This is a genomic window from Mucilaginibacter sp. P4_E8 (assembly GCF_056401495.1).
Window position 1 is genome coordinate 94,181 of sequence record NZ_JBFUJG010000007.1, and the last position, 26,634, is coordinate 120,814.

Below are 26,634 nucleotides of genomic sequence, written 5' to 3' on the forward strand. Positions count from 1 at the left end.
AAGAATATTTAACGCCAGTTAAGTGTTTCTTTATGCACAACCTTTTGAGCAATTTCCATCTATTTTTGGACATTACCAAATCTGTTTTCAAATCTTTTATTTGTGCTGGTGGCAATTTTAAATTTTATCCACGTAAACCAAAAATGTCTGATTGTTAAGTAATTGAGCCATCAGTCGGCGCTGAATCTATCGGTATTATGTTATCTCCTATATTATTACAATAACATATTAAATTTTTTTAATAAGCTTAAAAATCAGCTTGCTGATTAATTATAAATTGAATAATACTTATCCATTAAGCAATTATTAAGTTTTTTTTAATAGCAACGCGCTTAATTTATAGTTAATAACCAATTGTAACTGAGAAGCTTTGTCCTCAAAAAAGCTTTAGGTTTTATTTAACTATTAACTATGAAAATTTATGTTTTTGTACCCCCTTAGGGTTAAATGCGTCTATTCCGGAGTATTAACCAACATCAAACCAATTATTAAACATTTAAATTATGAATCTGAAAAGTATTAAAGCTATATTTTTATTAGCCGTATTTGCCATAATAAGCAGCTGTTCAAAAAAAGATCTTAAAAGCAATTCATCAATAGCCCCCGATGGAAAAAACAAACAAACATTTGCATCGCCGGTGGGTGATGTGGTAGGGAAGGTAACCGTGGGCTACCAGGGCTGGTTTGCCGCCATAGGCGATGGTTCGCCAATTAACATCTGGTGGCATTGGGCGCCGAATGCAGGCCAGGCCCCATCAACAAATAATATAGGCATCAAATCATGGCCTGATATGCGTGAGTATACCAGTTCGTATCAAACAGGTTTTGCTAATTTAAATAATGGAAGTCCGGCAAAATTATTCTCATCTTTTAATGACCAAACCGTAAACGTACAGTTTCAGTGGATGCAGCAAAACAATATAGATTGTGCCGCCCTGCAACGCTTTAATCCTACTGGTGGGGAAGGCCCGGTGCGCGACGCGATAACCGCTAAGGTAAAAACTGCGGCCGAGGCTACTGGTCGTAAATTTTATATCATGTATGATATAACCGGGTGGACGAATATGCAATCGGAGATCAAAACTGATTGGACTAATAAAATGTCGGCATATACCTCATCATCAGCCTATGCCAAACAAAATGGGAAACCGGTAGTATGTATCTGGGGACTGGGTTTTAATGATGCTAACCATCCATTTTCTTCGGCTGTTTGTTTAGATGTGATCAATTGGTTTAAAGCCCAGGGTTGTTATGTGATAGGTGGGGTACCGGCCTCATGGCGCGATACCAATGCGACTGATATACAGCCCAACTTTTTACCAACTGCTACTGCGCTGAATATGATATCGCCATGGATGATCGGTAAAATAAGTAATGTAACTGAAGCTAATAACTTCTATAACGATCATCAGGCCGGCGACCAGACCTATTGTAATGCCAATGGTATCGACTACCAGCCTTGTGTGTTGCCAGGTGACCTGCAGTTACATCAACGGGCGCATGGCGACCTGATGTGGACCCAGTTTTATAACCTGATCAGGGGAGGTGCCCAGGGTTTGTATATCTCTATGTTTGATGAATACAACGAGGGGAACCAGATCGCTAAAACCACTGAAAACTCCTCATTTGTTCCGGCAGGCTCCAACTTTTTATCATTGGATGAGGACGGTACCATATGTTCGGCAGATTATTACCTGCGCTTAACCGGCGACGGTGGTAAAATGCTCAAAGGGCAAATCGCATTAACAGCCACCCGGCCAACCCCGCCGGTAGTAGGTGGTACCGGCACGGTGCCCTTCGGACAAACGGTTACCATAAAAGGTTCAAACAACCAATATGTAAGTTCTGAAAATGGTACCCAGGCCATGAACTGTAATCGCCCGGTAGCACAGGGATGGGAGCAGTTTGCTGTTGTTAACGCGGGAAGCGGAAAAGTAGCCTTGTTAAATTCCAGCAAATATGTATCCTCAGAAAACGGAACACAGGCCATTAACTGTAACCGCACCGCAATTGGTCCCTGGGAGCAGTTCGACTGGGTTTTCAATGCAGACGGAACCATTTCATTCAGAGGGAACAACGGGAAATACGTTTCGAGCGAAGGAGGAACCCAGGCCATGACCTGTACACGTTCTACCATAACCGCTACAGAATCGTTCAGGATAAATCAATAAGGCTTTAGGTCTGATGGTCAGTAATGGGAGTTAAGAGTAAGAAACTAAACTCAAAATGTCATTTCGACGAACAGTGCCGGGTAAAGTGGTGGGGTGAGGAGAAATCTTATACTCAATGTTATTCATAATAAAGTATTGTATAAGATTTCTCCTCGTACCTCGTTCGAAATGACATGGTTTTTGTTGTATATGCTACTCATTTCTTATCCCGGACCACGTTTAACAGAACCGGCGGCCATACCAGATCGCCGGTTCTGTTTTATAGTTATTCAGAAACAAACTTGATCCCAACAATAGAGACGATCAAAGTACTCAGGAAAAACAGCCGCCAAAAGTTGGCCGGGTCTTTAAACACCAGGATGCCAACTAATACGGTACCCACGGCGCCTATCCCTGTCCAAACGGCATAAGCTGTTCCAATGGGTAAAGTTTGGGCGGCTTTAAGAAGCAGTACCATGCTGAGCGTCATGGTCACCAAAAAACCGCCATACCAAAGGTACATTTCGGTACCTGTGGTATCTTTTGCTTTGCCCAAACAGGAGGCAAATGCCACCTCGCATAAACCTGCGATGATTAATATGATCCAATTCATAATGATAATTATTTGACTGTAAAGGTGGCGAGGATAAACAGCCTAAAAATTAACATAGGATAAATAATGGCGCTATCTGATTTCTGATCTTATGCGGCTTAGGCTAACCTGCGTAATGCCCAGGTAGGAGGCAATATGAAACAGTTGTACCCTCTGGATCAGGTCGGGGCTATGGGTAAGTAATTCCTTATACCGGTCTGCAGCCATACTGAATTGCCTGGAGATTAGTCTTTCCTCCACTTTTATCAGCTCGGTCTCGGCAAACCTCCGGCCCCAGTTGGCAATGTGTATGTCTTGGGTAAACAGCTTTTGAAGGTCGCGGTTTTTGATGCGGTACAGTATGCAATCTTCTAAAAGCTCAATATTCTCGTAGCCGGGTTTATTTTCCACATAGTTTTTCATGGAGATAATGGTATCGCCCTCCCGGCCAAACCAAAAGGTTACCTCGGTATCGTGCTGAAATAAGTAAGCCCGTACGATACCCTTTTTTATAAAATAAACGCTTCTGCCAATTTTGTTGGCCTCGAACAAAATATGCCCTTTGGGCAAAGTGATCTCCTCAATTACCTGCTGTAATTTTAATCCCGATGTTTCAGGGATGGTATAGATCTGATTAATGATTTGTTCGATTTCCACCTTAACTGATTTGTTATTTTAACGCGCATTTTCGCGTTAAACCCGCTCATTTTAGCAATAATAAAGGAAAATTACGGCACTTTTTTGATAAAAACGCATACCTGTTTATGCATAAAGTACGCGTTTTAGTGCACAAAAGTTATACATAGTGATTATCCAATGTGTTGATAGTCAAATGCTTGTTTTTATTAATTGTTAATTATTTGCGCATTAATCTGTTATTAAGAATTTATTAATAATTCCTCATTTTTTTACTCCTGTTTTATAAACGAACCAATTTTTAATAAACCCTAATTTAATAAAGCATGAAAAGATTTCTATTTATGTTGTTAGCATGCTGTATAACATTAACTGGTTATGCAGGTACTACACATTTAAAAGTGCATAAAAACGTCCGGTTTGCAGCCCAGGTAACCGGGAAAGTTAAAGACGATAAAGGCATTCCGCTGGCCGGGGTCTCGGTAAAAGTACTGGGAAGCACTACTGTTGCCCTTACAGATATAAATGGCGTATTTAAGCTGGATGCACCGGCCGGCGCTACACTTATATTTACCTACGTAGGCTTTGAGGATCAAAAAATAACCCTGAGCGGGCAAACCACCCTTGATGTAACCATGGTTGAAAAAACCATCGGACTAAACGAAGTAGTTGCTGTTGGTTACGGTATACAGCAAAAGCGGGATGTAACCGGGGCCACCAGCACGGTAACCGCTAAAGAGATCGCGAAAAGGCCATTAGTACGGGTTGAGCAAGCCTTACAGGGTACAACGGCTGGTGTTACGGTTTCCAGTAACAGCGGTCAGCCGGGTGCTGGTTTAAGCGTGCGTATCAGGGGGGCAAACTCTATTACAGGTTCCAATGACCCTTTGTATGTTATTGATGGGTACATAGGTGGTAATATTGAATCAATAAGCCCGGGCGATATCCAGTCACTGGAGATTTTGAAGGATGCATCAGCAACAGCGATATATGGTTCAAGAGGTGCAAATGGCGTAGTGCTTATTACCACTAAAACCGGGAAAACCGGCAAACCGGTCGTGAATATCAGTACCTGGTTCAGTAAAGCAAGCGTACCAAAACAGCTTGATTTAATGAATGCTTATGATTTTGCCCGCACGGTAAATGCCCAGTTTGCCACAACAGGCAATCCGGCCGCGTTTACAGATGCCGAGCTGGCTAATTTTAAAAATAATCCGGGAACCGACTGGCAAAAAGCTGTTCAACAAAAGCCCTGGATCAGAAACTATCAGGCCGATGTTTCGGGCGGATCAGAAAACGTTAACTACCTGGTATCATTTAATCATCTTGATCAGCCCGGTTTAATTTTAAATCAGTATTATAAAAGATCCACACTTAGGGCAAACCTGGGCATCAAATTAAATGACAGGATGGACATTAAGGTTAACCTGACAACCCTGTTGCCTCAAAGCCGCAATACTGGTTACTCTGGTGATATTACCGATCCGTTTGCTCAGGCATTTCAGTGGGACCCCACCTCGCCTATTAAGGATGCAAGCGGAAAGTATATTTTAAAATCTAAATATGCCTCTAATCAGGTTAACCCGGTAGCGCAGGCTAATAACCAGCAGGTTGATGTGAGTACTACAAACATAACAGGTACAGGTATATTCACTTATCGCATCCTTGATGATCTGACCCTTACATCAAATAACACCTACGAAACACAATCGCAAATGACGCAAACATTGTACGGCCTTGAAACGGGCTTAGGTCAGGTTGGCGGCGATTATGCCTCTATTGGTAACAGCAAATACCGCTCATACCAAACAAGTGATTTCCTTACCTATAAGAAAAAGCTGGGCGATCATTCATTAACGGTAACCGCGTTGTACGAGTTTCAAAGCCGGCAAAATACCAATGTAAACGCGCAGGCTAAAAACCTGTCGTCATACGCGCTTGGTTATTACAATTTAGGTTTGGGCAAAACCCAGCTTACCACATCCGGCTATTGGCAGGATGCTTTACAATCATTTATGGGCAGGGTTAATTATTCTTATAAAGATAAATACCTGTTAACTGCCAGTATACGTTCTGACGGTTCATCCCATTTAACCGAAAAGTACAGCACATTCCCATCATTAGCTGTAGGGTGGAACGCGGGACATGAAAGTTTTATCGAAAGACTGAATGTTTTTTCTGACTTAAAACTTCGTGCCAGCTGGGGTAAAACCGGCAACCAGGCAGTAGGCGCATACGCAACCATACCGCAATATACCAGCGGCGGACCTGCATACTATTTTGATGGTTCTACACCATCTGTAAGTACACCATTAGGGTCCCCGGTATCAAATACGCTCAAATGGGAAACTACAACTACTACCGATGCCGGTTTGGATATGTCGTTTCTTAAAGGCCGGTTAACGTTTACTGTTGACGCATATCACAAAAAGATCTCCAACTTATTGTACAATAAACAGGCGCCATATTATCAAGGCGGTGGTTTATACCAGGTTAATATTGGCAGCCTTGATAATAAAGGAATTGAGTTTGCATTAGGCGGAACTCCTTTAGCGGGTAAGGTACGGTGGAACACTAATTTTACTATCTCGTTTAACAAAAACAGGGTAGTGGATCTGGGCGGTTTGGATAATGTTGTTGTAAACAATATTGGATCAGCACAAACTGGTGTTGCTATATTAAAGGTTGGCAGACCGCTTGGCGAATTTTACGGCTACCAGTTTTTAGGTACCTGGAAAACAAGCGAAGCCGCGCAGGCCGCGTTATTTGGTATGAAACCAGGCGATGCCAAATACACCGATGTTGATGGCGACCATAAATATACCGGTGCCGACCTGATGCCTATTGGCAACGGATCGCCTAAATACAGCTTTGGGTTTATCAATGATGTGAGCTATGGTAACTTTACACTAAGCTTTATGTTCCAGGGCACCCATGGCAACCAGATCTATAGCGGAACCATCCCTTATACCCTTGGCGGTTTAGGCGATGCACGTAATGCTACTTCAACCACTGCCTTAAACATCTGGACACCAACCAACGAAACCAACAATCCAACTTTTAGCAGTACCAGCCAGAATTTTATAAACAGCAGTCGCTTTGTATATAATGCAAGTTACATTAAGCTTAAAAACCTTTCATTGGCCTACACTATTCCAACAGGCATTTTAAGCCGGGCAAAGATCCGCAGTTTGGAGGTTTATGTAAGCGGGCAAAACATCTGGACCATTACCAAATACCCTGGTTATGATCCCGAAGTTTCCAATTCAACCAATGCCATTACCCAGGGTTTAGAAACGGGCGTTATCCCGAATCCTAAAACTTATACCGTTGGATTAAGAGCCACTTTATAAATCATAAAATTATTTGCTTTCTATATAAAAGATAAAAAGATGAAAACAAGATATTCTATACCATTAGCATTCATTGTACTGGCATCGTTTTTTGGATGTCAAAAAAAGCTTACCGAGGATCCTAAGGGAAACTTAACACCAGTGAATTATTTAAAAACACAGGCTGATCTTGACGCTGCGGTAACTTCAATTTATGCCATGTACGCGGTAGATGGGGCATATGCCTTTACCAGTAAAAGTACATCATACTTTGGGGCCGATGACCTTACAACAGATCCCGGACTAAATAAGGGCGATATGCGGGCGTTTGACCAGTTAAACKGTAGCAGCTCCAATAGCAGCATGAACGCTGAGTGGAACGGCCCCTGGACAGCCATATACCAGGCTAATAATGTAATTACCAATTACAATCAGGTTAACTCAACCGAAACTTTAAAAAATCAATCGGTTGGCCAGGCATATTTTTTAAGGGCCTGGGGCTATTACAACCTTGTAAGAACGTTTGGTCCGGTACCACTTATTGATAAAGTAATACCGGTAGATGACAGGCCCGCGCGCAGTGATGTAAGCAGTGTGTATGGTTTAATAGTTAATGATCTTAAAATTGCCAAACGTCTTTTGCCAACTTCGTTTCCCGGTCAGCCGGGCCGGGCAAACCAAATGGCGGCAAGAGCTATGCTGGCCGATGTGTATTTAACTATGGCAGGCTGGCCGCTTAAAAAAACGGAAAACTATGCCTTAGCAGCTGCCGAGGCCGATTCGGTAATTAAAACAGGTACCTATAGCCTGATGAATGATTATGCCGCGGTTTTTACAACCAACAATAATTCAGAGTCGGTTTTTGCTATACAGTTTAATGTAGGCGGTGGATCGCCAAACCGTACCTTCGGATCGTCAAGTGTTCCGCTTGATGAGGTTGCCAGCAATGGCTCAAGCGGTTGGGATGATTATTACCCTGAGATCAATTTTTTCCTGAATGCTCCAAAATGCGCCCGTACTGACGCCACTTTTTATACAACCCTTAAATTAATACAGGCCGATAAAAGCTTTAAACTGGTGCCATGGAATTCCAGCGAAACACATGCCGGCCATCCATACTATAAAAAATTCAGAGCGGGGCTTAATGATGGTGTTATTGAAACCGCGACAACTATCCAAACCATTAATCCAAGCACCAACAAAACAACCGATATTATCCGTTACCCGCTTGTACTGCTGGATTATGCCGAAGCATCGGCTATGGCAACAGGTGGTCCATCCGCTGCTGCTTATATTGCTGTTAATCAAGTACGTACACGCGCCGGATTGCCAAATTTAACACCTGGCCTGTCGGCAACCAATTTTCAAAAAGCCGTAGTGAATGAACGTGGTTATGAGTTTGCCGGCGAATTTGGTATACGATGGTTTGACATTGTACGCCTGCAAATGCTACCCGAGATAATTGCCGCCCGTGGCAATAAGGAAAACCCTATAAACTTCACGGGTGATATAAGTCAAAGGTACATTGCACCCATTCCGCAAAATGAAATGTACCGTAACCCGGCCTGGACGCAAAATCCGGGATACTAAAAAAACAATCCTTGTCACAATTAAAGAATTGCCCGGCCATGTGTAAGCATGGTCAGGCTTTCTTTAGTATTAATTAAAAACCTATAAAATATACCCATGCGATTATGAAAAAAATACACTTTTCCATAATGTGTTTTTTAATGTTAAGTGTAGCTGTTAACGCTCAAAATAAACATTCAAAGGTTACAAAATACCCAACCTATCATGGTTTGGTTATGGCCGGTTACCAGGGTTGGTTCCGGGCCGAGGGTGATGGCACAAAATCGGGCTTTAGTCATTATTTTGCCAGCGAAACTCGCTGCGGGGTTGATGCCTGGCCTGATGTAAGTGAGTATAAAAACACCTATACAACACCTTTTAAACTGGCCGATGGCAGTAATGCAAAATTGTTTAGTTCCTATGACAAAAGCACTGTCGACCTGCATTTTAAATGGATGCAGGAGTATGGGGTCGACGGGGTTTTTATGCAGCGCTTTATGGGATCTATTAAAAGCGACCGTGCGCGCAGGGGAACAGGTGTAGTCATTAAAAACGCGTTGGAAGCCGCTTCAAAATACGACAGGGCAATAGCCATCATGTATGACCTGTCGGGCCTTAACGCATCAGGCGAGGATTGCTCTGCTATCATCAACGATTGGAAATATTTGGTTGATTCATTAAAAGTAACCAACCAGCCGGGGACTAAAACCTATTTAAACAACAATAATAAACCTGTTGTGGCTATCTGGGGACTTGGTTTTCCTGACAGGCCGTATAATACCCGCAACATTGGTATCTTAAAACTGATAGATTTTTTAAAGAACGACCCTGTTTATGGTGGCTGTGCGGTAATGCTGGGTGTACCTACATTTTGGCGTGATCTGAATTCAGATTGCCTGAATGATCCCTTTTTACATGAAGTTATAAAACAAGCCGATATTGTTTTACCCTGGACAGTACAGCGTTTTTCGCCGTTGTTGCATAATGATATGGATCGTTACCGCGATTTGCTGATTGGCGATATGCAATGGTGCAAAACCAATCATGTGGAGTATGTACCCTGCGTTTATCCGGGTTTTAGCTGGCATAACCTGAGTACCTATGAATTTCCTGATGATGTAAAACCGGTGGCATCCATACCCCGGCAGGGTGGGCGTTTTTACTGGCAGCAAATTTCAACTGCCCTGCAGGCCGGTGCACAAATGCTTTATGTAGCCATGTTTGATGAGGTTAACGAAGGAACAGCTATCTTTAAAGTGACCGATAAACCACCAGTAAGTAATAGCGCCAAATTTATTGATATGGATGGCAAACCCAGTGATCATTACTTATGGTTAACCGGCGAAGCTGCAAAAATGCTCAGGAATGAAAAGCCATTAAGCTATACACTGCCTGTACGTGGTAATTAGTAATAAAAAATTCCCCTCTTGAGAGGGGGCGCGGAGAGTTGTGAAGTGGCAGGGGTGTGTTATAAGTTTGAAAAGAACACACCCATCCATCGCACAAGCCCGAAAAACCTTTTTTAAACAATGTCTTCAACTCAAAACATAGCACCTTCAAAAAGCAGGATCATGTTGTTTAAGGGTATCAGTATCATACTGATACCTTTATTGGTTTTATTTTTATTGGAGATGGTATTAAGACTGGTGCATTACGGACATAACCTTAACCTGTTTGTTGATTACAAAAGCAATAGCAATTACCTCGTTTTTAACCCCGATGCATCAAAGAGGTATTTTACCGATGAGGATATTGCCACAACCGGCAACAGCGAACCCTTTAAAAAGCAAAAAGATGCAAATACGCTAAGGATCTTTGTATTGGGCGAATCAACCACTATCGGATACCCGTTTTTCCATAACGGATCATTCCACAGGTGGCTGCAATACCGGCTAATGCACGAACTGCCCGATAAAAAGCTCGAGATCATTAATCTTTCACTAACAGCGGTTAATTCATACACAGTAGCGGGTTTTGCTAAAGAAGTAGTTAATTATGAGCCCGATGCCGTGTTTATATACACCGGGCATAATGAATATTATGGGGCGTTGGGTGTTGGTTCAACCCAAAATATAGGCAGCAACCCGCGTACCGTTAAGCTGGTATTATATTTACGCCAGTTTAAAATATGGCAGCTRCTTACCAATGTATATGGAGGCATTCATAAGGCCTTTGACACCCATGAACGATTAGGCGCAAGCAGGATGCAACTGATGGTAGGAGATCAGGAAATACCCTACCAGTCTGATCTGTACCAAAAAGGGCTGAAGCAGTTTGCCACCAATATGGAAGAAGTGGTAAGTTTGTTCAGCAAAAAACAGATCCCACTTTATTTAAGCAACCTGGTAAGCAACCAAAAAGATCTTAAACCATTTATAAGTCTGGAACCGGGGAGTTTAAAATATCCCCTATTTCAAAAAAATTATGCAACGGGATTAAATGCTTTTAACGTTAATAATTTGTCCGTTGCCGAAAAATACTTTAGCGCGGCTAATGAGCTGTTTGATGGCCATGCACTTTGCAACTTTTACCTTGGGGCAGTTTTTGATAAGGAGGGTGATCTTAAACAGGCCCGGCGGTTTTTTTCAAAGGCAAAGGATCTGGATGGATTAAGGTTCAGGGCGCCCGATCAGTTTAACCAGATCATCACTGAGCTATGCAGTAAATATCCCGGTACACATTTGGTTGATACTAAAGCCGCATTTGAAGCCTATACAACCGATCATATCATTGGTAATGAACTGCTGGTTGATCATGTGCACCCTAACCTGATGGGTTATGCGCTCATGGCCGATGCGTTTTACAGATCAATAGTGAGCAATCACCTGATCACRGTAGATAAAACCAAAGCAATGGACTTTAAACAGCTTTTACAGGATATGCCGGTAACCCGGGTTGACTCCCTTGCGGGCACATATCGGATCAAAAATCTTAAAAAGCGCTGGCCCTATAATGATACCACCGACACCGCTATTGATACAATTACTGCTGAGGAAAAATTGGCTGCCGGTAACGTATTTAAAAACGTAAGCTGGCCCCAAACTATGGGTAAATTATTTGATGTTTACTTTAATAGCCGTCAGCTGGTAAGCGCCAAAAAAGTGCTGGAAACGCTGGTTTTGGAAAATCCTATGGATACCGCGCTTTATGAAAGAATTGCCATGCTCAGTGGTGAAATTAAGGATTATAACGATGCCGTGTTTTACTTTAAAAAAGCATTTGACCTGTCGCCATCATTTGATAAAGCCCGGTATCTGTTTGTGCTCTGTTTAAAACTGGACAGGCCAACGGATGCACTCCCTTATATTGATTACGCCATTAGTAACAACACAAGCCGCTTTAACCTGCAGGCAGTTAAGGACTACACCCAACAGATCATCCACCTTAAAGAAGCCTATACGGCAAGTCCTTTGGCAATACCCATTTTAAACCGCATTGCCCAAACTTATTATAAAATGGACAATACCGATGGTGCATATAAGTATGCCGAAGAAGTATTGAAAGCCGATAGTAAAAATAGCGAAGCCCTGATACTGCTGGCGCAGATCAAAACTAAACAGATAAACAATGGCAGGCATCAATAAAATATTTACACAGGTTACCAAACGGCAATGCCTTGAATTTGGCTTGCTGGTTGTACTGGCAACTATATATGCCGGCTTGCATTTTAAAGAGCGGTACTTTTTTGTGGCGGCATTGATAGCCACGCTGCTAATTATTTTGTGGCCATTTGTTTTTTATCCCTTCACTGTGATCTGGTTTGTCATTATCAGCCGGGTGAGTTTTATTAGCTCGTGGCTTATTATGCTTATCTTGTTTTTTGTAGTGGTAACCCCGGTTGGTTTATTCAGACGGATGACAGTCCGGGATACCCTGCAGTTAAAGCAATTTAAAAAAGGCAGGCAATCTGTAATGACCGATATAAACCATACTTACACCAAAACCGATCTTTTGCATACCTTTTAACAGGAAAAGTATATGGAATTTTTAACCGAACTGTGGCTTTTTATACGAACCAGGAAAAAGTTTTGGCTGGTTCCGCTTATTGTGATTTTGCTGCTGTTTTCAGTACTCATTATCCTGAGCAGTGTACCGGCCATAGGGCCATTTATTTACGCCTTATTTTAGTATAAGGTGCGCACGGCTATACTTGGCATATCCGCTTATTATCATGACAGCGCGGCGGCAATTATCGTGAACGGTAAAATTATAGCCGCCGCGCAGGAAGAGCGCTTTACCCGTAAAAAACATGACGCAGGTTTCCCCATAAATGCTGTCCGGTTTGTGCTGCAACAGGCAGGGCTCGAACTAAACGATTTAACCGCGATAGCATTTTATGATAAACCCCTGCTTAAATTTGAACGACTTTTAGAAACCTACCATGCTTTTGCCCCAGCCGGGGTCCTCAGCTTTGTATCTGCAATTCCTGTTTGGATAAAGGAAAAGCTTTTTATGAAGAAACTGCTGCGTAAGCAATTAAAGCAGTTGGGTAATGGTAATATTCCACTGCTGTTTCCTGCACACCACCTGTCGCACGCGGCAAGTGCCTATTATCCATCACCATTTAATGAGGCTGCTATATTAACCATTGATGGTGTAGGGGAGTGGGCAACCACCACCATTTGTCACGGACAAGGCAAAGATATCAGGATCTTAAAAGAGCTCCGTTTTCCGCATTCACTGGGCCTTTTATATTCGGCATTTACCTACTATCTGGGCTTTAAGGTAAACAGCGGCGAATATAAACTGATGGGATTAGCGCCCTACGGACATGCTGCCGTGCAACAAACCCTGGAGTTTGAGCAGAAAATACTAAAAGAACTAATAGATGTAAGGGAGGATGGCTCTTTTATCCTGAACATGAAATATTTTAGGTTTGCTACCCGGCTAACCATGACCGATGATAAGCGTTGGGCAAAGCTTTTTGGTTTCCCCCGCAGGCTGCCTGAGTCTGAGATCAGTCAGCAGCACATGAACCTGGCATTTGCCATACAGCGGGTAACAGAATACGTTGTAATAGCGTTGGCCCGCACTGCACATCAACTCACCAATTGCAAAAATCTGGTTATGGCCGGCGGGGTGGCCTTAAACTGTATTGCCAACAGCAAGGTAAGGCAAACCATGTTGTTTGATGAGGTATGGATACAACCGGCCGCAGGCGATGCCGGCGGAGCCCTTGGCGCGGCCTTTGCCGCACATCATATTGTTTATGGCGAAGAAAGGCGATTTATCGGTGCCGGTGATGCCATGCAGGGCGCATACCTGGGGCCGGAGTATCATGATCAGGATATTTTGGGATTGATATATAAATACGACGCCACCTATACCCATTTTGACAGTTTTGATGAACTGACAAAAGGATTGAGTGAAATAATAGCTGATGGTAAGGTAGTAGGCTGGTTCCAGGGTCGGATGGAGGTTGGTCCGCGTGCTTTGGGGAATCGGAGTATTATTGCCGATCCGCGTAACCCCGAAATGCAGAAACGCATTAACCTTAAAATAAAGGGCAGGGAGGAATTTCGCCCTTTTGCACCCAGTGTTTTGCTGGAAGATGCAGAACAGTATTTCAAAACAACACAGCCATCGCCCTATATGCTGTTCATTGAGGCGCTTAAAGATGAGCTGCGGTATCCCGAACCTCCGGGTTATGATCAACTTCATATTTACGACCGTTTATATCACCAGCGCTCAGGCCTTAACGCGATTACCCATGTTGATTATTCGGCCAGGATACAAACGGTAAGCCGGGAAACCAATCCTAAATTCTGGCAGCTCCTTAACGATTTTAAAACATTAACAGGTTGTGGTATGCTGATCAATACTTCGTTCAATGTGCGGGGTGAACCTATAGTATGTTCATTACAAGATGCTTATTTGGGTTTTATGCGTACCGATATGGATTATTTGGTGCTCGGCAATTATTTATTTGATAAAAGGCTTCAAAAATACAGCCCTACAAAAGCCCTGCAAAATAACTTTGCTCCTGATTAAGCAGGCTGTTGAATAATTCATCATGTATATTTGTTAAGGCTTATTAACTGTCATTTCTCTCTCTGTTCGAAATGACATTCAGGGTGGGTCTTAGCTCTATTTATAGTTTATAAAATTATTTAAAAAGTTATTGTAACAATTTAAATAAGTTGCATTTTTAAATGATTTTAATACGGATATTAACGCAATCAAAATCATGAACCTTTAATTATAGCCCATGAAACGTAACTACTACATTGTAGCATTGATCATGCTGATCTTTTTTGTTATCTCGTTTTTAACCAATGTAATAGGGCCGCTGATACCCGATATTATTAAAGTATTCAATCTCAGTTATACCATGGCAGGTGTGTTGCCGCTGGCATTCTTTATCGCTTATGGCGTTATGTCAGTTCCATCGGCTATTATGCTGGAAACCTTTAAAGAGAAAAAGATAATGGTAGCGGCATTTATTGTCGCTTTTTTAGGCTCGCTTTTATTGGCTATGGTTCCTAATTATCTAAGCGCCATAGTGTCGTTATTTTTGATAGGCTGCGGCATGGCCATGCTGCAGGTAGTGATCAATCCTTTGTTAAGAACATCGGGTGGCGAAGAGAATTATGCCTTTACTTCCGTACTCGCCCAGCTGATATTCGGGTTGGCCTCTTTCCTCAGTCCACTGGTTTACTCTTATATGGTTAAAGCCTTAAAAGAAGATAACAGCGGCGGAATAATGGGGCTATTGCACTCTCTGGTGCCTGATAATTTGCCCTGGATTTCGCTTTACTGGCTCTTTACGGTAATTTGCCTCGCGATGGTCATTTTGCTGGCGCTTACAAAATTCCCTAAGGTCGAATTGAAGGAAGATGAGCAAGTGGGCTCTTTAAAAACTCATTTCTCCCTATTTAAACAACCCATCGTTATCCTGTTTTTGGTGGCTATGTTTTGTTATGTAGGTACTGAACAGGGTATTGCCAATTGGATCTCACAATTTTTAAGCACTTATCATGGCCTGGATCCGCAAACCAAAGGTGCTGATACCGTTGCCTATTTTTGGGGCCTGATGACTGCCGGAGGCCTCCTCGGATTGCTTTTATTGAAGATAATGGATAGCCGCAAAGTGCTGATCAGTTTTACCATACTGGCTTTGATTTGCTTAACGGCAGGCTTGTTCGGGCCAACTAATGTAGCCTTAGCGGCATTTCCGTTGGTGGGTTTTTTTGCTTCGGTTATGTATCCTATTATATTCTCGCTGGCACTTAATTCTGTTAATAAAGACCATGGTTCTTTTGCCGGTTTGCTGGTTACAGCCATCATTGGCGGCGCCATAATACCACCAGTTATCGGCTTGCTGGGTGATGCATTTGGCTTACGGGCGGGAATGTTCTTTTTGTATATCACCCTCGGTTACATTTTAAGCGTGGGCTTTTGGGCAAAACCCCTTATCACCAATAAAACCATCGACATAAAAAAGAAATCAACTCATGAATAATACCAAAGTTATAGGGATTGATCTGGGAGCAACCAATATACGGGGTGCTATTGTACACGGCAGCTCCTTATCTGATATCGTGTCGCAAAAAATAAAAAGTGATGGCTCTGTTGAGGATGTACTGAATGATATTTATAAGGTTGTTGATGCTTTACTGCAAACAGATAAAGTAGCGGCCATAGGCATAGGTGTACCCAGTGTGGTTGATGTAGCTGAAGGTATTGTATATGATGTGCAGTACATACCATCGTGGAAAGAGGTGCATTTAAAGCAACTGATGGAGGCGCGTTACCACATTCCGGTTTATGTGAATAACGATGCTAATTGCTTTGCTGTGGGTGAATACTATTTTGGCAAAGGCAGTAACGCTGATTCTATGATCGGTTTAACATTGGGGACAGGTTTGGGAGCCGGTGTCATGATCAATAAGCATTTATATCCTGGTTTTAACTGTGGTGCAGGCGAATTTGGCTTGTTTCCTTACCTCGATAACATTTTGGAATATTATTGCAGCGGGTCGTTCTTTAATAATGTGTACGGGCTTGATGGCGTACAGGTGTTTGATGATGCGAAAAACGGTGATGCCAAAGCATTAGGGCTATATAAGGAACTGGGTACACATATAGGCCATGCCATAAAGCAGGTAATGTATGCTTATGATCCGCAATTAATTGTGTTGGGCGGCTCTGTTCGGCATGCCTACGGATTTTTTCAGCAAAGCATGTGGCAGGAGATCAAAACATTTGTCTATACAAAAACTGCAGAACGAATCAGAGTAGAAGTATCTGAACTGGAGAACAGTGGTATTATTGGCGCTGCGGCTTTGTATTATGATAGTCAATTATAAATTTCATATCATGAAAAAACTCATATTAATCATGATTCTGCCTTTGTGCTTTTACCAGGCATTTGGCCAGACCAGGCAGGAAAATTTTCAATTGATTCTAAAAGATGATTGGAAAATGCAGTCGGCGGTAACAGATGTAAGTCCTGCCGATAAAATATCCAAAGAGAATTTTGATACACAAAGCTGGTATAAGGTAAGTGTGCCAACAACGCTTATAGCGGGTTTGCTGGCTAATAAAGTGTATGATTTTGATCCTTTTATGGGCCGTAACCTGCAAAAGCTAAAAGATGCCCGGCTGGATAAACCCTGGTGGTTTAGGCGGGAGTTTACTTTGCCAACATCGGAGAATGGGAAAAACGTAATCCTTCGCTTGCATGGCATCAATTACAAGGCAAACGTATGGCTCAATGGGGTTAAAATTGCCGATTCGACAAAGGTAAAAGGGCCTTTCCGGATCATTCAGTTGGATGTGACCGGCCATGTCAATTATACCGGTAACAATGTGCTTGCGCTGGAGATACTGAGGCCATTTACCCCCAACAAAGCAAAAGGTGATCTGGCTATTGACTATGCCGACTGGATACCTTATCCGCCTGATTATAATGGCGGGATAGTGAATAATGTTGAAATAAAAACCTATGATAAAGTAGGAGTGCAGTACCCATTGGTTACCACCAGGTTTGATCTGCCATCGTTAAGTATAGCCCACTTAACTGTCGACGCGCAGGTAACCAACTATACCAACGCCGCGCAGGATGCCGTTATAAAAGGCCACATCAATAGCAATATCGCCTTTGAACAAAAGGTGCATTTACTCCCTAAAGAATCAAAAAATATAACGTTTACCCCCGAAAATTTTAAACAACTGAACATACAGAACCCGCGGGTTTGGTGGCCATGGCAATACGGCAAACCCGAATTGAACCGTATTGAACTTTCGGCAGTGGTGGGCGACAAGGTGAGTAATACGCTATCTGAAAATTTTGGTATCCGCCAGATGGATTCCAGGCTGCTTGATAATGAGTCAAGAGAGTTTATAGTAAATGGTAAACCCATTTTGCTTCGGGGAGCGGCATGGTCGCCTGATATTTTTCAGCGCCGGTCGGCCGAAAGACAGGAGCAGGAAGTTAAACTGGTACGTGATATGAATATGAACATCATCCGCTCAGAAGGTAAAATGGAAGATGATAATTTTTATGACCTGTGCGATCAGTATGGTATGCTGGTCATGACCGGTTGGATGTGCTGCGGCGTATGGCAACATCCCGAACACTGGGATGCAGCCGAACGCAATGTGGCTATGACATCAGACAGCAGCGTGATGTACTGGCTGCGTAATAAGGCCAGTTTAATGGTATGGCTCAACGGGAGCGATATGCCACCAACCGATACCTCAGTTGAGCGCGATTACCTGAAAATTGAAAAAGCTTTGAAATGGCCCAATCCGGTTATCGCTACAGCCGACGGCCGTAAATCAAAAGTATCGGGCTACAGCGGGGTTAAAATGCTTGGTCCTTATGAATGGGTGCCACCCATTTATTGGGAAACGGACAGTACACACAAATTTGGCGGCGCCTGGAGTTTTGCTACAGAAATATCGCCCGGGCCATCCATACCACCGTATGAAAGCCTGATCAAATTTATTCCAAAAGATTCGCTGTCCACTACTTCGCCTGCGTGGTTGTACCATTGCGGTACCGGCTCATTCGGCACAACAAAAGTTTTTGATAAAGCATTAACAGAGCGTTATGGTGAATCGACCTCTATTAAAAACTATGTAGCCAAAGCACAGGCCCAAAACTACGAGGCGCACCGGGCTATGATGGAAGCCTATGGCTTAAAAAAATACAATACAGCCACCGGCGTAGTGCAATGGATGCTGAGTAACCCATGGCCGGGCATCATTTGGCATACCTATGATTATTACCTATATCCGGCTGGCACTTACTTCGGTATGAAAAAATCAATGGAGCCGCTACATGTCATGTACTCCTATAAATCGAACGAGGTAGGTGTCATCAATTCGTATCTTAAAAAGTTCACAGGGCTGCAAATAAAGGCAACGGTATACAACATTGATGGCACTGTAAAATATACTAAAACCGTACCTGCTGCTATTGATGCTGATGCCTCTAAAATGTTCCTTACCCTGCCACCAATTGCTGGCTTGTCGTCAACATATTTTGTAAGGTTGCAGCTTTCTGATAACAAGGGCGATCTGCAAAGTATTAACTGGTATTGGTTATCGCAAAGGGCTGAGGTACTGAACTGGAAAAAATCAAACTGGTATACCACGCCTGAATCTGTTTATGCAGATTATTCGGCCCTGCAACAGATACCCAAAACAGCGCTTAAACTTAGCCATAATCAAGAAACTACCAGTGGCGATAGCACCACGCATATGGTTACCATAACCAATACGGGCAAATCGGTAGCGTTTTTTGTACACCTGCGTGCCTTAAAAGGCAAGGATGGTGATGATATACTGCCTGTAATATTCAGTGATAACTATATATCATTGGCTCCCGGCGAAAAAAGGGTGTTAACCTGCACTTATAGCAATAAAGATGCGGTGAATGCCACCCCGTATTTTCTTACCTCGGCCTGGAACCTGGATACTGCAAAGAGCAGCAGCGAGCAGCAGGGGGGATTTGAGGAAGGGTTACCCGACAAATAAAGCAATGTCATTAAACAAAGTTGACGATTAGACTCACCCGATCATCGCTATGCTCGATCACCCTCTCTTCGCCTGCGGCGGAAAGAGGGAATTAAAAATAGCGCCATTGCCATTGCGAAGCCCCCTCTAAATCTCCCCAAAAGGGGAGACTTTAAAAGCATTTTAAAGCCCTCTCCTTTGGAGAGGGTTGGGTGAGGCTCCTTGCTTCGCAATCGCAATGGCGCTTAGAGTAGACAGGTGAGTTTTGTATCCCCTCTTTGCACAGCAGAGAGGGGTGCCACGCGAAGCGCAGGCGGGGTGAGTCGACTGTGAGCCATGCAACTGAATAACTCCAGCCACTTAGTTACTCCATTGTAATAACCACTCTTTTACCCTGTGTGTCCTCGCGTTCCCAGGCTTCGGTAACATCCTTTAAGGGGATGGCTAAAGTATCTATGGTGAGTTTGCCTTCACTGGCCAGTTTAAATACTTCAGGCAATATTTCTGTTTGAATTTTAGCCATCATCTCTTTTGATATGCTTCCGCCGCCTGAACCCACAAGCTCAATAGGTGCGCTGCGAAGTGTTGCTGCAGGCAGGTTAATATCAGGGCCCGCCATTGAACCAACCTGTACAAAACGGGTTATATGATCGGCTGTTAAATTGATGTCGTGGCCTGTTAACGTTTCCAGAACCAGTTCGGCAGGTTTGCCCCATAAATAATCAATCACTATATCAAATGGATGTTGAAATGCCTCGGCTTTAAGCGCCTGTTTAATGGCTTCGTGGGGTTGGCTGAGTGAGATGGTCAGATCGGCGTCAAGCGTGTTTAAGATAGCCTCATTACGGCCTGTAGCTATAATTCTGCCTGCACCCAGGTGGCGTGCTATTTGAACAGCCAGTTTTCCGGTGATGCCGGTTGCGCCTGATATCAATACGGTATCGCCCCTTTTTAATTTTCCTTTATATACCAATGATAGCCATGCCGAAATAGCGGGATTGGGTATGGCTGCCGCGGTTACATCATCTATCCCGCTGGGCACAGGAACATACCAGTTTTTATTAATAACGGCTTTTTCGGCCATCATACCTGCGCGCGACCCTGCATAAACGCGTACCCCATCGGCTAATACTCCAACTCCATCAACCCCAACTACCACCGGGAATTTTTCGTGTTGATCATAATGAACACCTTTGGCCCTTCCCTTATCCAGGTTTTTGATACTGGCGGCTTTTACTTGAATTAACAGCTCATTTTCCTGAGGAACTGGTTCTGTAAAATTTTCATATTGAGGAGTTTCTCCTGCTTTGTATAATACTGCTGCTTTCATTTTTTTTTTAATTTTTAACAAAGTTCGGTGKCTGCGGGCAAGGCCACGATAACAATTGTTAATAAATGAAACAGGAGACTATTTATTGAATTACTGAATTATTGATTTTTATAATTCAATAATTCAATAATCATTTATTTGCCGCGTTACGGATCCGGCTTAAGGACACCGAGGTGATGCCTAAATAAGAGGCAATATAGTGTTGCGGTACTCGTCTTATTATGTGGGGTTTTTCTTTCAATAAATTCAGGTAACGTTCCTTCGGAGTATCCCTGATGAACGACAAAAAATGGCTCATGTAATTGATTTGCCGGTCAAGAAATATATCTGATAGCTGCTCACAAATTTCGGGGATTGCGTTTAATTCTTTCATGATATTATCAAAGTCTTTTTTATGGATCCAGTGAAGTATGCATGGTTCTATGGATTCAATGGTACATAAACTCGGCTTGCCTCTCCTGAAACTTTCAATAGATGATACACTGTCATTTTCAAAAAAGAACTGAAAGGTTACATCCTTCCCTTTATTATTGAACCAAGCCCTCAAACAACCTTTTTCAATAAAGTAAGCTTTTTTTGAAACGTCGCCTTCGTTTAAAAGAATAGTTTTTGCAGGAACTTCAAGGCGATGGTAATAGCTTTCATACTTTTCCCATTGGCCCTGAAGCATTGGTGATATTTTTTTCAGTTGATCAAACACTGCTCAAATTAAATGAATTTATAGCGGCAAGTCAAATTGTTCCTGTACTGCAATACTAAAATCCGCTATCGTCCAAAGCAAAGGTGCTTTTACGGTTTTCCCACTTACCTTTTGTAAAGTCAGGGAAGTCCAATGTTTTATTACCCTCCTTAAGTGATTGTGTTGATAATGGCGCGATAACACTCATGGTCACTGAATCATAAACATCAATTGGGGTTTGTTTTTTTTGTTTAACGGCCTCAATAAAGGCATTAAATACAAACCAGTCCATCCCACCGTGACCGGCGCCGGCAGCCTCTGCATCGTGTTTTTTCCACAGCGGGTGATCATATTTGGCAAACCATTCTTTTGCCGGTTCCCAGCTGTCATCTTCTTTAGCCTGATGGTCAATATAAACAGATTGGTTTACATCCATCCAGATCCCCTTAGTACCCTGTACCCTGAACCCAAGCGAATAGGGGCGCGGCAAATGCGTGTCATGCGATAACAAAACGGTTTCGCCATTGGCACAATTGATCATTGTGGTAGTTACATCGCCATTTTTGTAGTTGATCTTAGCATTAGAATTGCCGGGAGCAAGCTCATTCACATACGCGCCAAGGCCACGTGCCTTTGAACTAAATGAAACCAGGCTGGTAAACCGGTTACCATGATTGATATCGATATAGTTCATTACCGGGCCGGCACCGTGGGTAGGGTAAAGGTCGCCGTCGCGGTCAATATTAAACTGGGTTCTCCATTGCGCCTCGCTCAAAGCCTTTGGTCCAAACTCCACACCTTTGCCACCATAACGCCCTTTTCCATCATTAAAAAGAACATCGCGCAGGTTATGCTGATAACCGCCTTCCAGATGTATCAGCTCGCCAAATAAGCCTTGCCTAACCATATTTAAGGCAGCCATCACATCGCGACGATAGCATACATTTTCCAATGTCATATAAGGTATGCCGGTTTTTTCAGATGTTTTAACAATATCCCAGTGTTCATCAACCGTTAAACCTGCTATTACTTCGCATCCCACATATTTTCCGGCTTTCATGGCATCCATTGCCTGAGGGTAATGAAACTGCCATGGTGTTGCAATGATCACGGCATCAATATCATTTCGTTCCAGTAGTTTTTTGTAAGCATCTAAACCACCTGTATATTCTTTAGCAGCTGGTCTTCCCTTTTTAGCTATATACTCACGGCAAATGCTTAATGAATGCTCCTGGGTATCACATATAGCTACAATTTCAACATCGTCGCGCAGGCAACCTTCTGATATGTGACTCATGCCCCTGGCGCCCACGCCAATATAACCAAGTCGGGCTTTGCCGCTTGCATTTGCAAATAAACTGCCTGTTGGTAGTATGGTAAAGCCGGCGGCTGCAATTGCGCTGTTTTTTACGAATGTTCTTCTGTCCATTTATATAAGTGTTTGATGTGAATTGTTTAGATGTGATTTGCCTGTTTACTGATGCTTTTCAACAGTGAAGTTATTGATCGTATTGATAAAACAAATGCTTTAATTAATAAAATTACCACGCAAACGTTTGATATTATTAATTAAAGTAAGATGTTACAATTGATATCGTGTCAATATTGATTTTTTAGATACAAATCGCTTCTTTTCACGTAGTTATTGTAAGGTTTGTTATAGTCTTTAAATGGAAGAGGTAATAATAGTTACGATCAAAATTTATGTCACCGGATTATTCCGGGGATCACAATTGACAGAAAGCGGGGAAAACAGATCGGCTAAAGACCAGACAAAAAATGCACAAACGTTTGCGCAGGATTTTTATTGACTAATTAAGTACGTTTGGTATAACTATTTGACTTTTACTATGTTTGATCAGATCCTTGAGCTATATGGACTTCATGTAAGTGACTATAAAATTGCGGAATTTGGTTCAGGGTTAATTAATCATACCTGGAAGGTATGTGGTCCTGAAAACTATATTCTACAGCATATTAATGCAGGCGTTTTTAAAGATCCAGAAGCTATTGCCGAAAACGTAGCCTTGCTGGAAACCTATTTAAAACAAACCGAGCCTGATTATCTTTTTGTAGCGCCTGTCCGCTCCTTATCAGGTAAATACTTGATTAAAACAGATGATGGCGAATATTACAGGCTTTTTCCATTTGTTGAAAACTCCGTAACCATCACCGAGATCCAGGATCAGAAAGAAGCTTTTGAAGCAGCGCACCAGTTTGGGCAGTTCACTTATTTACTGCGAAATTTTGATCTTGAAAAATTACACTATACTTTACCGCAGTTCCATGACCTGAAGCTGCGGTTTGAGCAATTTGAAAAAGCCTGTATTACCGCGAGCTCCAACAGACTTATAATTGCAGCTAACCTGATCAAGGATATTTACAAACACCAGGAAATACTTTTTATATACCAGCAGTTAACTGATCATAACAAGCTGCCGCTGCGTGTTATCCATCATGATACCAAAATCAGCAATGTATTGTTTGATAAGGATCATAATGGGTTGTGCGTAATTGACCTGGACACGGTTATGCCGGGTTATTTTATGAGCGATGTGGGCGATATGCTGCGTACCTATCTTTCGCCGGCAAATGAGGAGGAGCGTGATTTTTCCAGGATCCAGATCAACGAAGAGTGTTTTTACGCCATTTACAAAGGGTATCTTTCGGCGATGGGTACGGCGTTGACGGCCACGGAGAAAGTCTATTTTACTTTTGCCGGGAAATATATGATCTATATGCAGGCCATCAGGTTCCTGACCGATTTTTTAAATGGCGATGTTTATTATCATACCATTTACGCGCAGCAAAATTTAATCAGGGCTCAAAATCAATTAACCTTACTTGGTCAATTTATAAAGTCAGAAAAACGGTTTAAAAAGTTTATTCAATACTTCAGTTTTAAACATCTTAATGTGGTGAATTAATAAAAACCAAAAAGGCTTGTTAGTTTAAAAAACTTTTACTTAGGTTTACAGCAACTTTAGGGGTGTCCTTTGATGGACTGAGATAATACCCTTTGAACCTGATGCAGTTAGTACTGCCGAAGGGAAAAGTGAAAACAACTTTGCTTGTTGTTTTTTCCTTCCTTAAACGGGGCCATTCCTATAGTTATTTATTAAAAATAATTGAATGGAAATCACCGTAAATCAACAGCTTTATACCGTTCCTGACAGATGCACCGTGCAAACTTTGCTATCTGATGTCCTTAATCAAACTTCAAAGGGCCTGGCTATTGCCGTTAATCAAACCATCGTTTCCAAATCCAACTGGGAAACGGAACCGCTGAATCACGGTGATCACATCATTATTATCACAGCAACACAAGGCGGATAACCATTTACCACACTTATATGAAAACAGAAAAAATCCCAACAGGCAAGGTTCTTACTACCGATCCATTTCCGGCGTCGAAAAAAGTTTATGTTAAAGGTGTGCTCCATGACATCAGCGTAGCCATGCGCGAGATCAGTTTGAGCGATACCAAACTGCACGGCCGCTTTGGCGAAACAGAGCCCAATGCACCCGTAACGGTATATGATACCAGCGGTCCGTACACAGATATTGAAGCCAGCATTGACGTTAAAAAGGGATTGCCAGCTTTGCGCGAAAAATGGATCACGGACAGAGGGGATGTAGAGCGGCTGGCACAAATATCATCTCAATACGGACAACAACGTTTGAATGACGTAAGTTTAAATGATCTGCGTTTTGCACACGTATCCAGTCCGTTACGCGCAAAGTCAGGTAGTAATGTATCGCAAATGCATTACGCCAAAAAAGGCATCATCACACCCGAAATGGAATACATCGCCATCCGCGAAAACCAGCGTATTGATCTGTTAAAGGAACAACTGAACGGGCAATATGAGGTGATGAGCCATCAGCATCAGGGCCATAGCTTTGGTGCCAATACGCCCAAAGGATATATCACGCCAGAGTTTGTAAGGGCAGAAGTAGCGGCAGGCAGGGCGGTTATCCCCTGCAATATTAATCACCCTGAAACGGAGCCGATGATTATTGGGCGTAACTTTTTGGTGAAGATCAATGCCAACATTGGTAACTCGGCCGTAACATCCAGTATCGAGGAGGAGGTTGAAAAAGCGGTATGGGCTTGTCGCTGGGGAGCCGATACTATTATGGATCTCTCCACCGGCAAAAATATCCACGAAACCCGTGAATGGATCATACGTAACTCACCCGTTCCTATTGGTACCGTGCCCATATACCAGGCATTGGAAAAAGTTAACGGGAAAGCTGAAGACCTTACCTGGGAATTGTTTAGGGATACTTTAATTGAACAGGCAGAACAGGGTGTAGATTACTTTACTATCCACGCTGGTGTGCTGTTACGATATGTGCCCCTGACTGCCAAACGTATTACAGGTATTGTTTCGCGTGGTGGCTCTATCATGGCTAAATGGTGTTTGGCTCATCATAAAGAAAACTTCCTTTATACTCATTTTGAGGAGATCTGCGAGATCATGAAGGCTTATGACGTAGCATTCTCCTTAGGCGATGGTTTAAGGCCGGGTTGCATTGCCGATGCCAACGATGCCGCCCAGTTTGGCGAGCTGGAAACCCTGGGCGAGCTTACCAAAATTGCCTGGAAACATGATGTACAAACCATTATTGAAGGTCCGGGTCATATACCTATGCATATGATCAAGGAAAATATGGACAAACAATTAGCTCATTGTGGTGAAGCGCCTTTTTATACTTTAGGTCCGCTTACTACAGATATTGCTCCGGGTTATGACCACATCACATCGGCCATAGGCGCGGCCATGATCGGCTGGTTTGGTACGGCCATGCTGTGTTATGTTACACCAAAAGAACATTTGGGTTTGCCTAACAAGAAAGATGTAAAAGATGGTGTAATTACCTATAAAATAGCGGCTCATGCGGCAGACCTGGCCAAGGGGCATCCCGGCGCACAGTACAGGGATAATGCTTTAAGCAAAGCTCGTTTTGAGTTTAGATGGGATGACCAGTTTAACCTGTCGCTTGATCCGGATACGGCCCGTGAGTTTCATGACGAAACCCTGCCCGCCGATGGTGCAAAAATTGCTCACTTCTGCTCCATGTGCGGCCCTAACTTTTGCTCGATGAAAATTACGCAGGATGTAAGGGAATACGCCAAAGAACATGGTGTTGATGAAGAAGACGCGCTGACAAAAGGGATGGAGCAGAAGTCAAAAGAGTTCACAGAAAAAGGGAGTGAGATTTATTTATAAGTGAAAATTTTTAAACAATGCATGTCATTTCGATGAGCAAGGGTGCGGCAGTGTGATGAGGCGAAGAGAAATCTTATACGCTATACTTACAACGCTGGGCGTATAAGATTTCTCTCCCTCCCCAAGCTCTGGCTTACCCCGAGG

General features: G+C 42.8%; 19 protein-coding genes and 1 riboswitch. Of the genes, 14 read left to right on the forward strand and 5 right to left on the reverse strand.

Annotation, left to right across the window (positions count from 1 at the left end):
* The first annotated feature begins 503 nt into the window (after nt 1-503).
* Complete coding sequence (locus AC1DRQ_RS05060) at nt 504-2,171, forward strand: hypothetical protein (RefSeq protein ID WP_477422599.1); 1,668 nt, start codon at nt 504-506, stop codon at nt 2,169-2,171.
* 265 nt (nt 2,172-2,436) lie between these two features.
* Here AC1DRQ_RS05060 and AC1DRQ_RS05065 read toward each other — a convergent pair whose 3' ends face one another.
* Entirely contained in the window at nt 2,437-2,763 is a 327-nt protein-coding gene (locus tag AC1DRQ_RS05065; RefSeq protein ID WP_429397052.1) for a DMT family transporter, read from the reverse strand.
* A 72-nt stretch (nt 2,764-2,835) separates the two neighbouring features.
* A complete protein-coding gene (locus AC1DRQ_RS05070) occupies nt 2,836-3,399 on the reverse strand; it encodes a Crp/Fnr family transcriptional regulator (RefSeq protein WP_477422601.1) in 564 nt (187 codons plus the stop codon).
* A 305-nt stretch (nt 3,400-3,704) separates the two neighbouring features.
* Here AC1DRQ_RS05070 and AC1DRQ_RS05075 point away from each other — a divergent pair, with 305 nt between their 5' ends.
* The 10 genes from AC1DRQ_RS05075 to AC1DRQ_RS05120 all read left to right on the forward strand — a co-directional run bounded on the left by AC1DRQ_RS05075 (nt 3,705) and on the right by AC1DRQ_RS05120 (nt 19,265).
* Entirely contained in the window at nt 3,705-6,731 is a 3,027-nt protein-coding gene (locus AC1DRQ_RS05075; protein ID WP_477422603.1) for a SusC/RagA family TonB-linked outer membrane protein, read from the forward strand.
* Between the two features lie 39 nt (nt 6,732-6,770).
* Entirely contained in the window at nt 6,771-8,300 is a 1,530-nt protein-coding gene (locus AC1DRQ_RS05080; protein WP_477422605.1) for a RagB/SusD family nutrient uptake outer membrane protein, read from the forward strand.
* A gap of 104 nt (nt 8,301-8,404) precedes the next feature.
* Nucleotides 8,405-9,688, forward strand: coding sequence for a glycoside hydrolase family 99 protein (locus AC1DRQ_RS05085; RefSeq protein ID WP_477422607.1), 1,284 nt, complete (start codon nt 8,405-8,407; stop codon nt 9,686-9,688).
* Nucleotides 9,689-9,808: 120 nt separating this feature from the next.
* A complete protein-coding gene (locus tag AC1DRQ_RS05090) occupies nt 9,809-11,863 on the forward strand; it encodes an SGNH/GDSL hydrolase family protein (protein ID WP_477422608.1) in 2,055 nt (684 codons plus the stop codon).
* On the forward strand, nt 11,847-12,245 hold the full coding sequence (locus AC1DRQ_RS05095; RefSeq protein ID WP_477422610.1) for a hypothetical protein: 399 nt from the start codon (nt 11,847-11,849) through the stop codon (nt 12,243-12,245). Before AC1DRQ_RS05090 ends, AC1DRQ_RS05095 begins: the two co-directional genes overlap by 17 nt.
* Nucleotides 12,246-12,257: 12 nt before the next feature.
* A complete protein-coding gene (locus tag AC1DRQ_RS05100) occupies nt 12,258-12,407 on the forward strand; it encodes a DUF5989 family protein (protein WP_429397066.1) in 150 nt (49 codons plus the stop codon).
* Nucleotides 12,408-12,413: 6 nt separating this feature from the next.
* Nucleotides 12,414-14,270, forward strand: coding sequence for a carbamoyltransferase family protein (locus AC1DRQ_RS05105; protein ID WP_477422613.1), 1,857 nt, complete (start codon nt 12,414-12,416; stop codon nt 14,268-14,270).
* 217 nt (nt 14,271-14,487) lie between these two features.
* Entirely contained in the window at nt 14,488-15,741 is a 1,254-nt protein-coding gene (locus tag AC1DRQ_RS05110; protein ID WP_477422614.1) for an MFS transporter, read from the forward strand.
* Nucleotides 15,734-16,588, forward strand: coding sequence for an ROK family protein (locus AC1DRQ_RS05115; protein ID WP_477422616.1), 855 nt, complete (start codon nt 15,734-15,736; stop codon nt 16,586-16,588). Before AC1DRQ_RS05110 ends, AC1DRQ_RS05115 begins: the two co-directional genes overlap by 8 nt.
* A 10-nt stretch (nt 16,589-16,598) precedes the next feature.
* Nucleotides 16,599-19,265, forward strand: coding sequence for a glycoside hydrolase family 2 protein (locus AC1DRQ_RS05120; protein ID WP_477422618.1), 2,667 nt, complete (start codon nt 16,599-16,601; stop codon nt 19,263-19,265).
* Nucleotides 19,266-19,608: 343 nt separating this feature from the next.
* Here AC1DRQ_RS05120 and AC1DRQ_RS05125 read toward each other — a convergent pair whose 3' ends face one another.
* From AC1DRQ_RS05125 to AC1DRQ_RS05135, 3 genes are all read right to left on the reverse strand, one after another.
* Nucleotides 19,609-20,574 (reverse strand): quinone oxidoreductase family protein, encoded by a 966-nt coding sequence (locus AC1DRQ_RS05125; protein WP_477422620.1) that lies wholly within the window; start codon nt 20,572-20,574, stop codon nt 19,609-19,611.
* Between the two features lie 130 nt (nt 20,575-20,704).
* The gene (locus AC1DRQ_RS05130) at nt 20,705-21,244 is read right to left on the reverse strand and encodes a Crp/Fnr family transcriptional regulator (RefSeq protein WP_477422622.1); all 540 of its coding nucleotides are present in this window, start codon (nt 21,242-21,244) and stop codon (nt 20,705-20,707) included.
* Between the two features lie 85 nt (nt 21,245-21,329).
* Nucleotides 21,330-22,682 (reverse strand): Gfo/Idh/MocA family protein, encoded by a 1,353-nt coding sequence (locus AC1DRQ_RS05135; RefSeq protein ID WP_477422624.1) that lies wholly within the window; start codon nt 22,680-22,682, stop codon nt 21,330-21,332.
* Nucleotides 22,683-23,103: 421 nt separating this feature from the next.
* Here AC1DRQ_RS05135 and AC1DRQ_RS05140 point away from each other — a divergent pair, with 421 nt between their 5' ends.
* The 3 genes from AC1DRQ_RS05140 (at nt 23,104) to thiC (ending at nt 26,490) form a co-directional block, all read left to right on the forward strand.
* Nucleotides 23,104-24,180: a phosphotransferase enzyme family protein gene (locus tag AC1DRQ_RS05140; RefSeq protein ID WP_477422626.1), complete on the forward strand. Its 1,077-nt coding sequence runs from the start codon at nt 23,104-23,106 to the stop codon at nt 24,178-24,180.
* Between the two features lie 48 nt (nt 24,181-24,228).
* Nucleotides 24,229-24,322: riboswitch (TPP riboswitch) on the forward strand.
* 63 nt (nt 24,323-24,385) lie between these two features.
* Entirely contained in the window at nt 24,386-24,589 is a 204-nt protein-coding gene (gene thiS / locus AC1DRQ_RS05145; RefSeq protein WP_429397084.1) for a sulfur carrier protein ThiS, read from the forward strand.
* 17 nt (nt 24,590-24,606) lie between these two features.
* Nucleotides 24,607-26,490: a phosphomethylpyrimidine synthase ThiC gene (gene thiC / locus AC1DRQ_RS05150; RefSeq protein WP_429397086.1), complete on the forward strand. Its 1,884-nt coding sequence runs from the start codon at nt 24,607-24,609 to the stop codon at nt 26,488-26,490.
* The last annotated feature ends 144 nt before the right edge of the window (nt 26,491-26,634 follow it).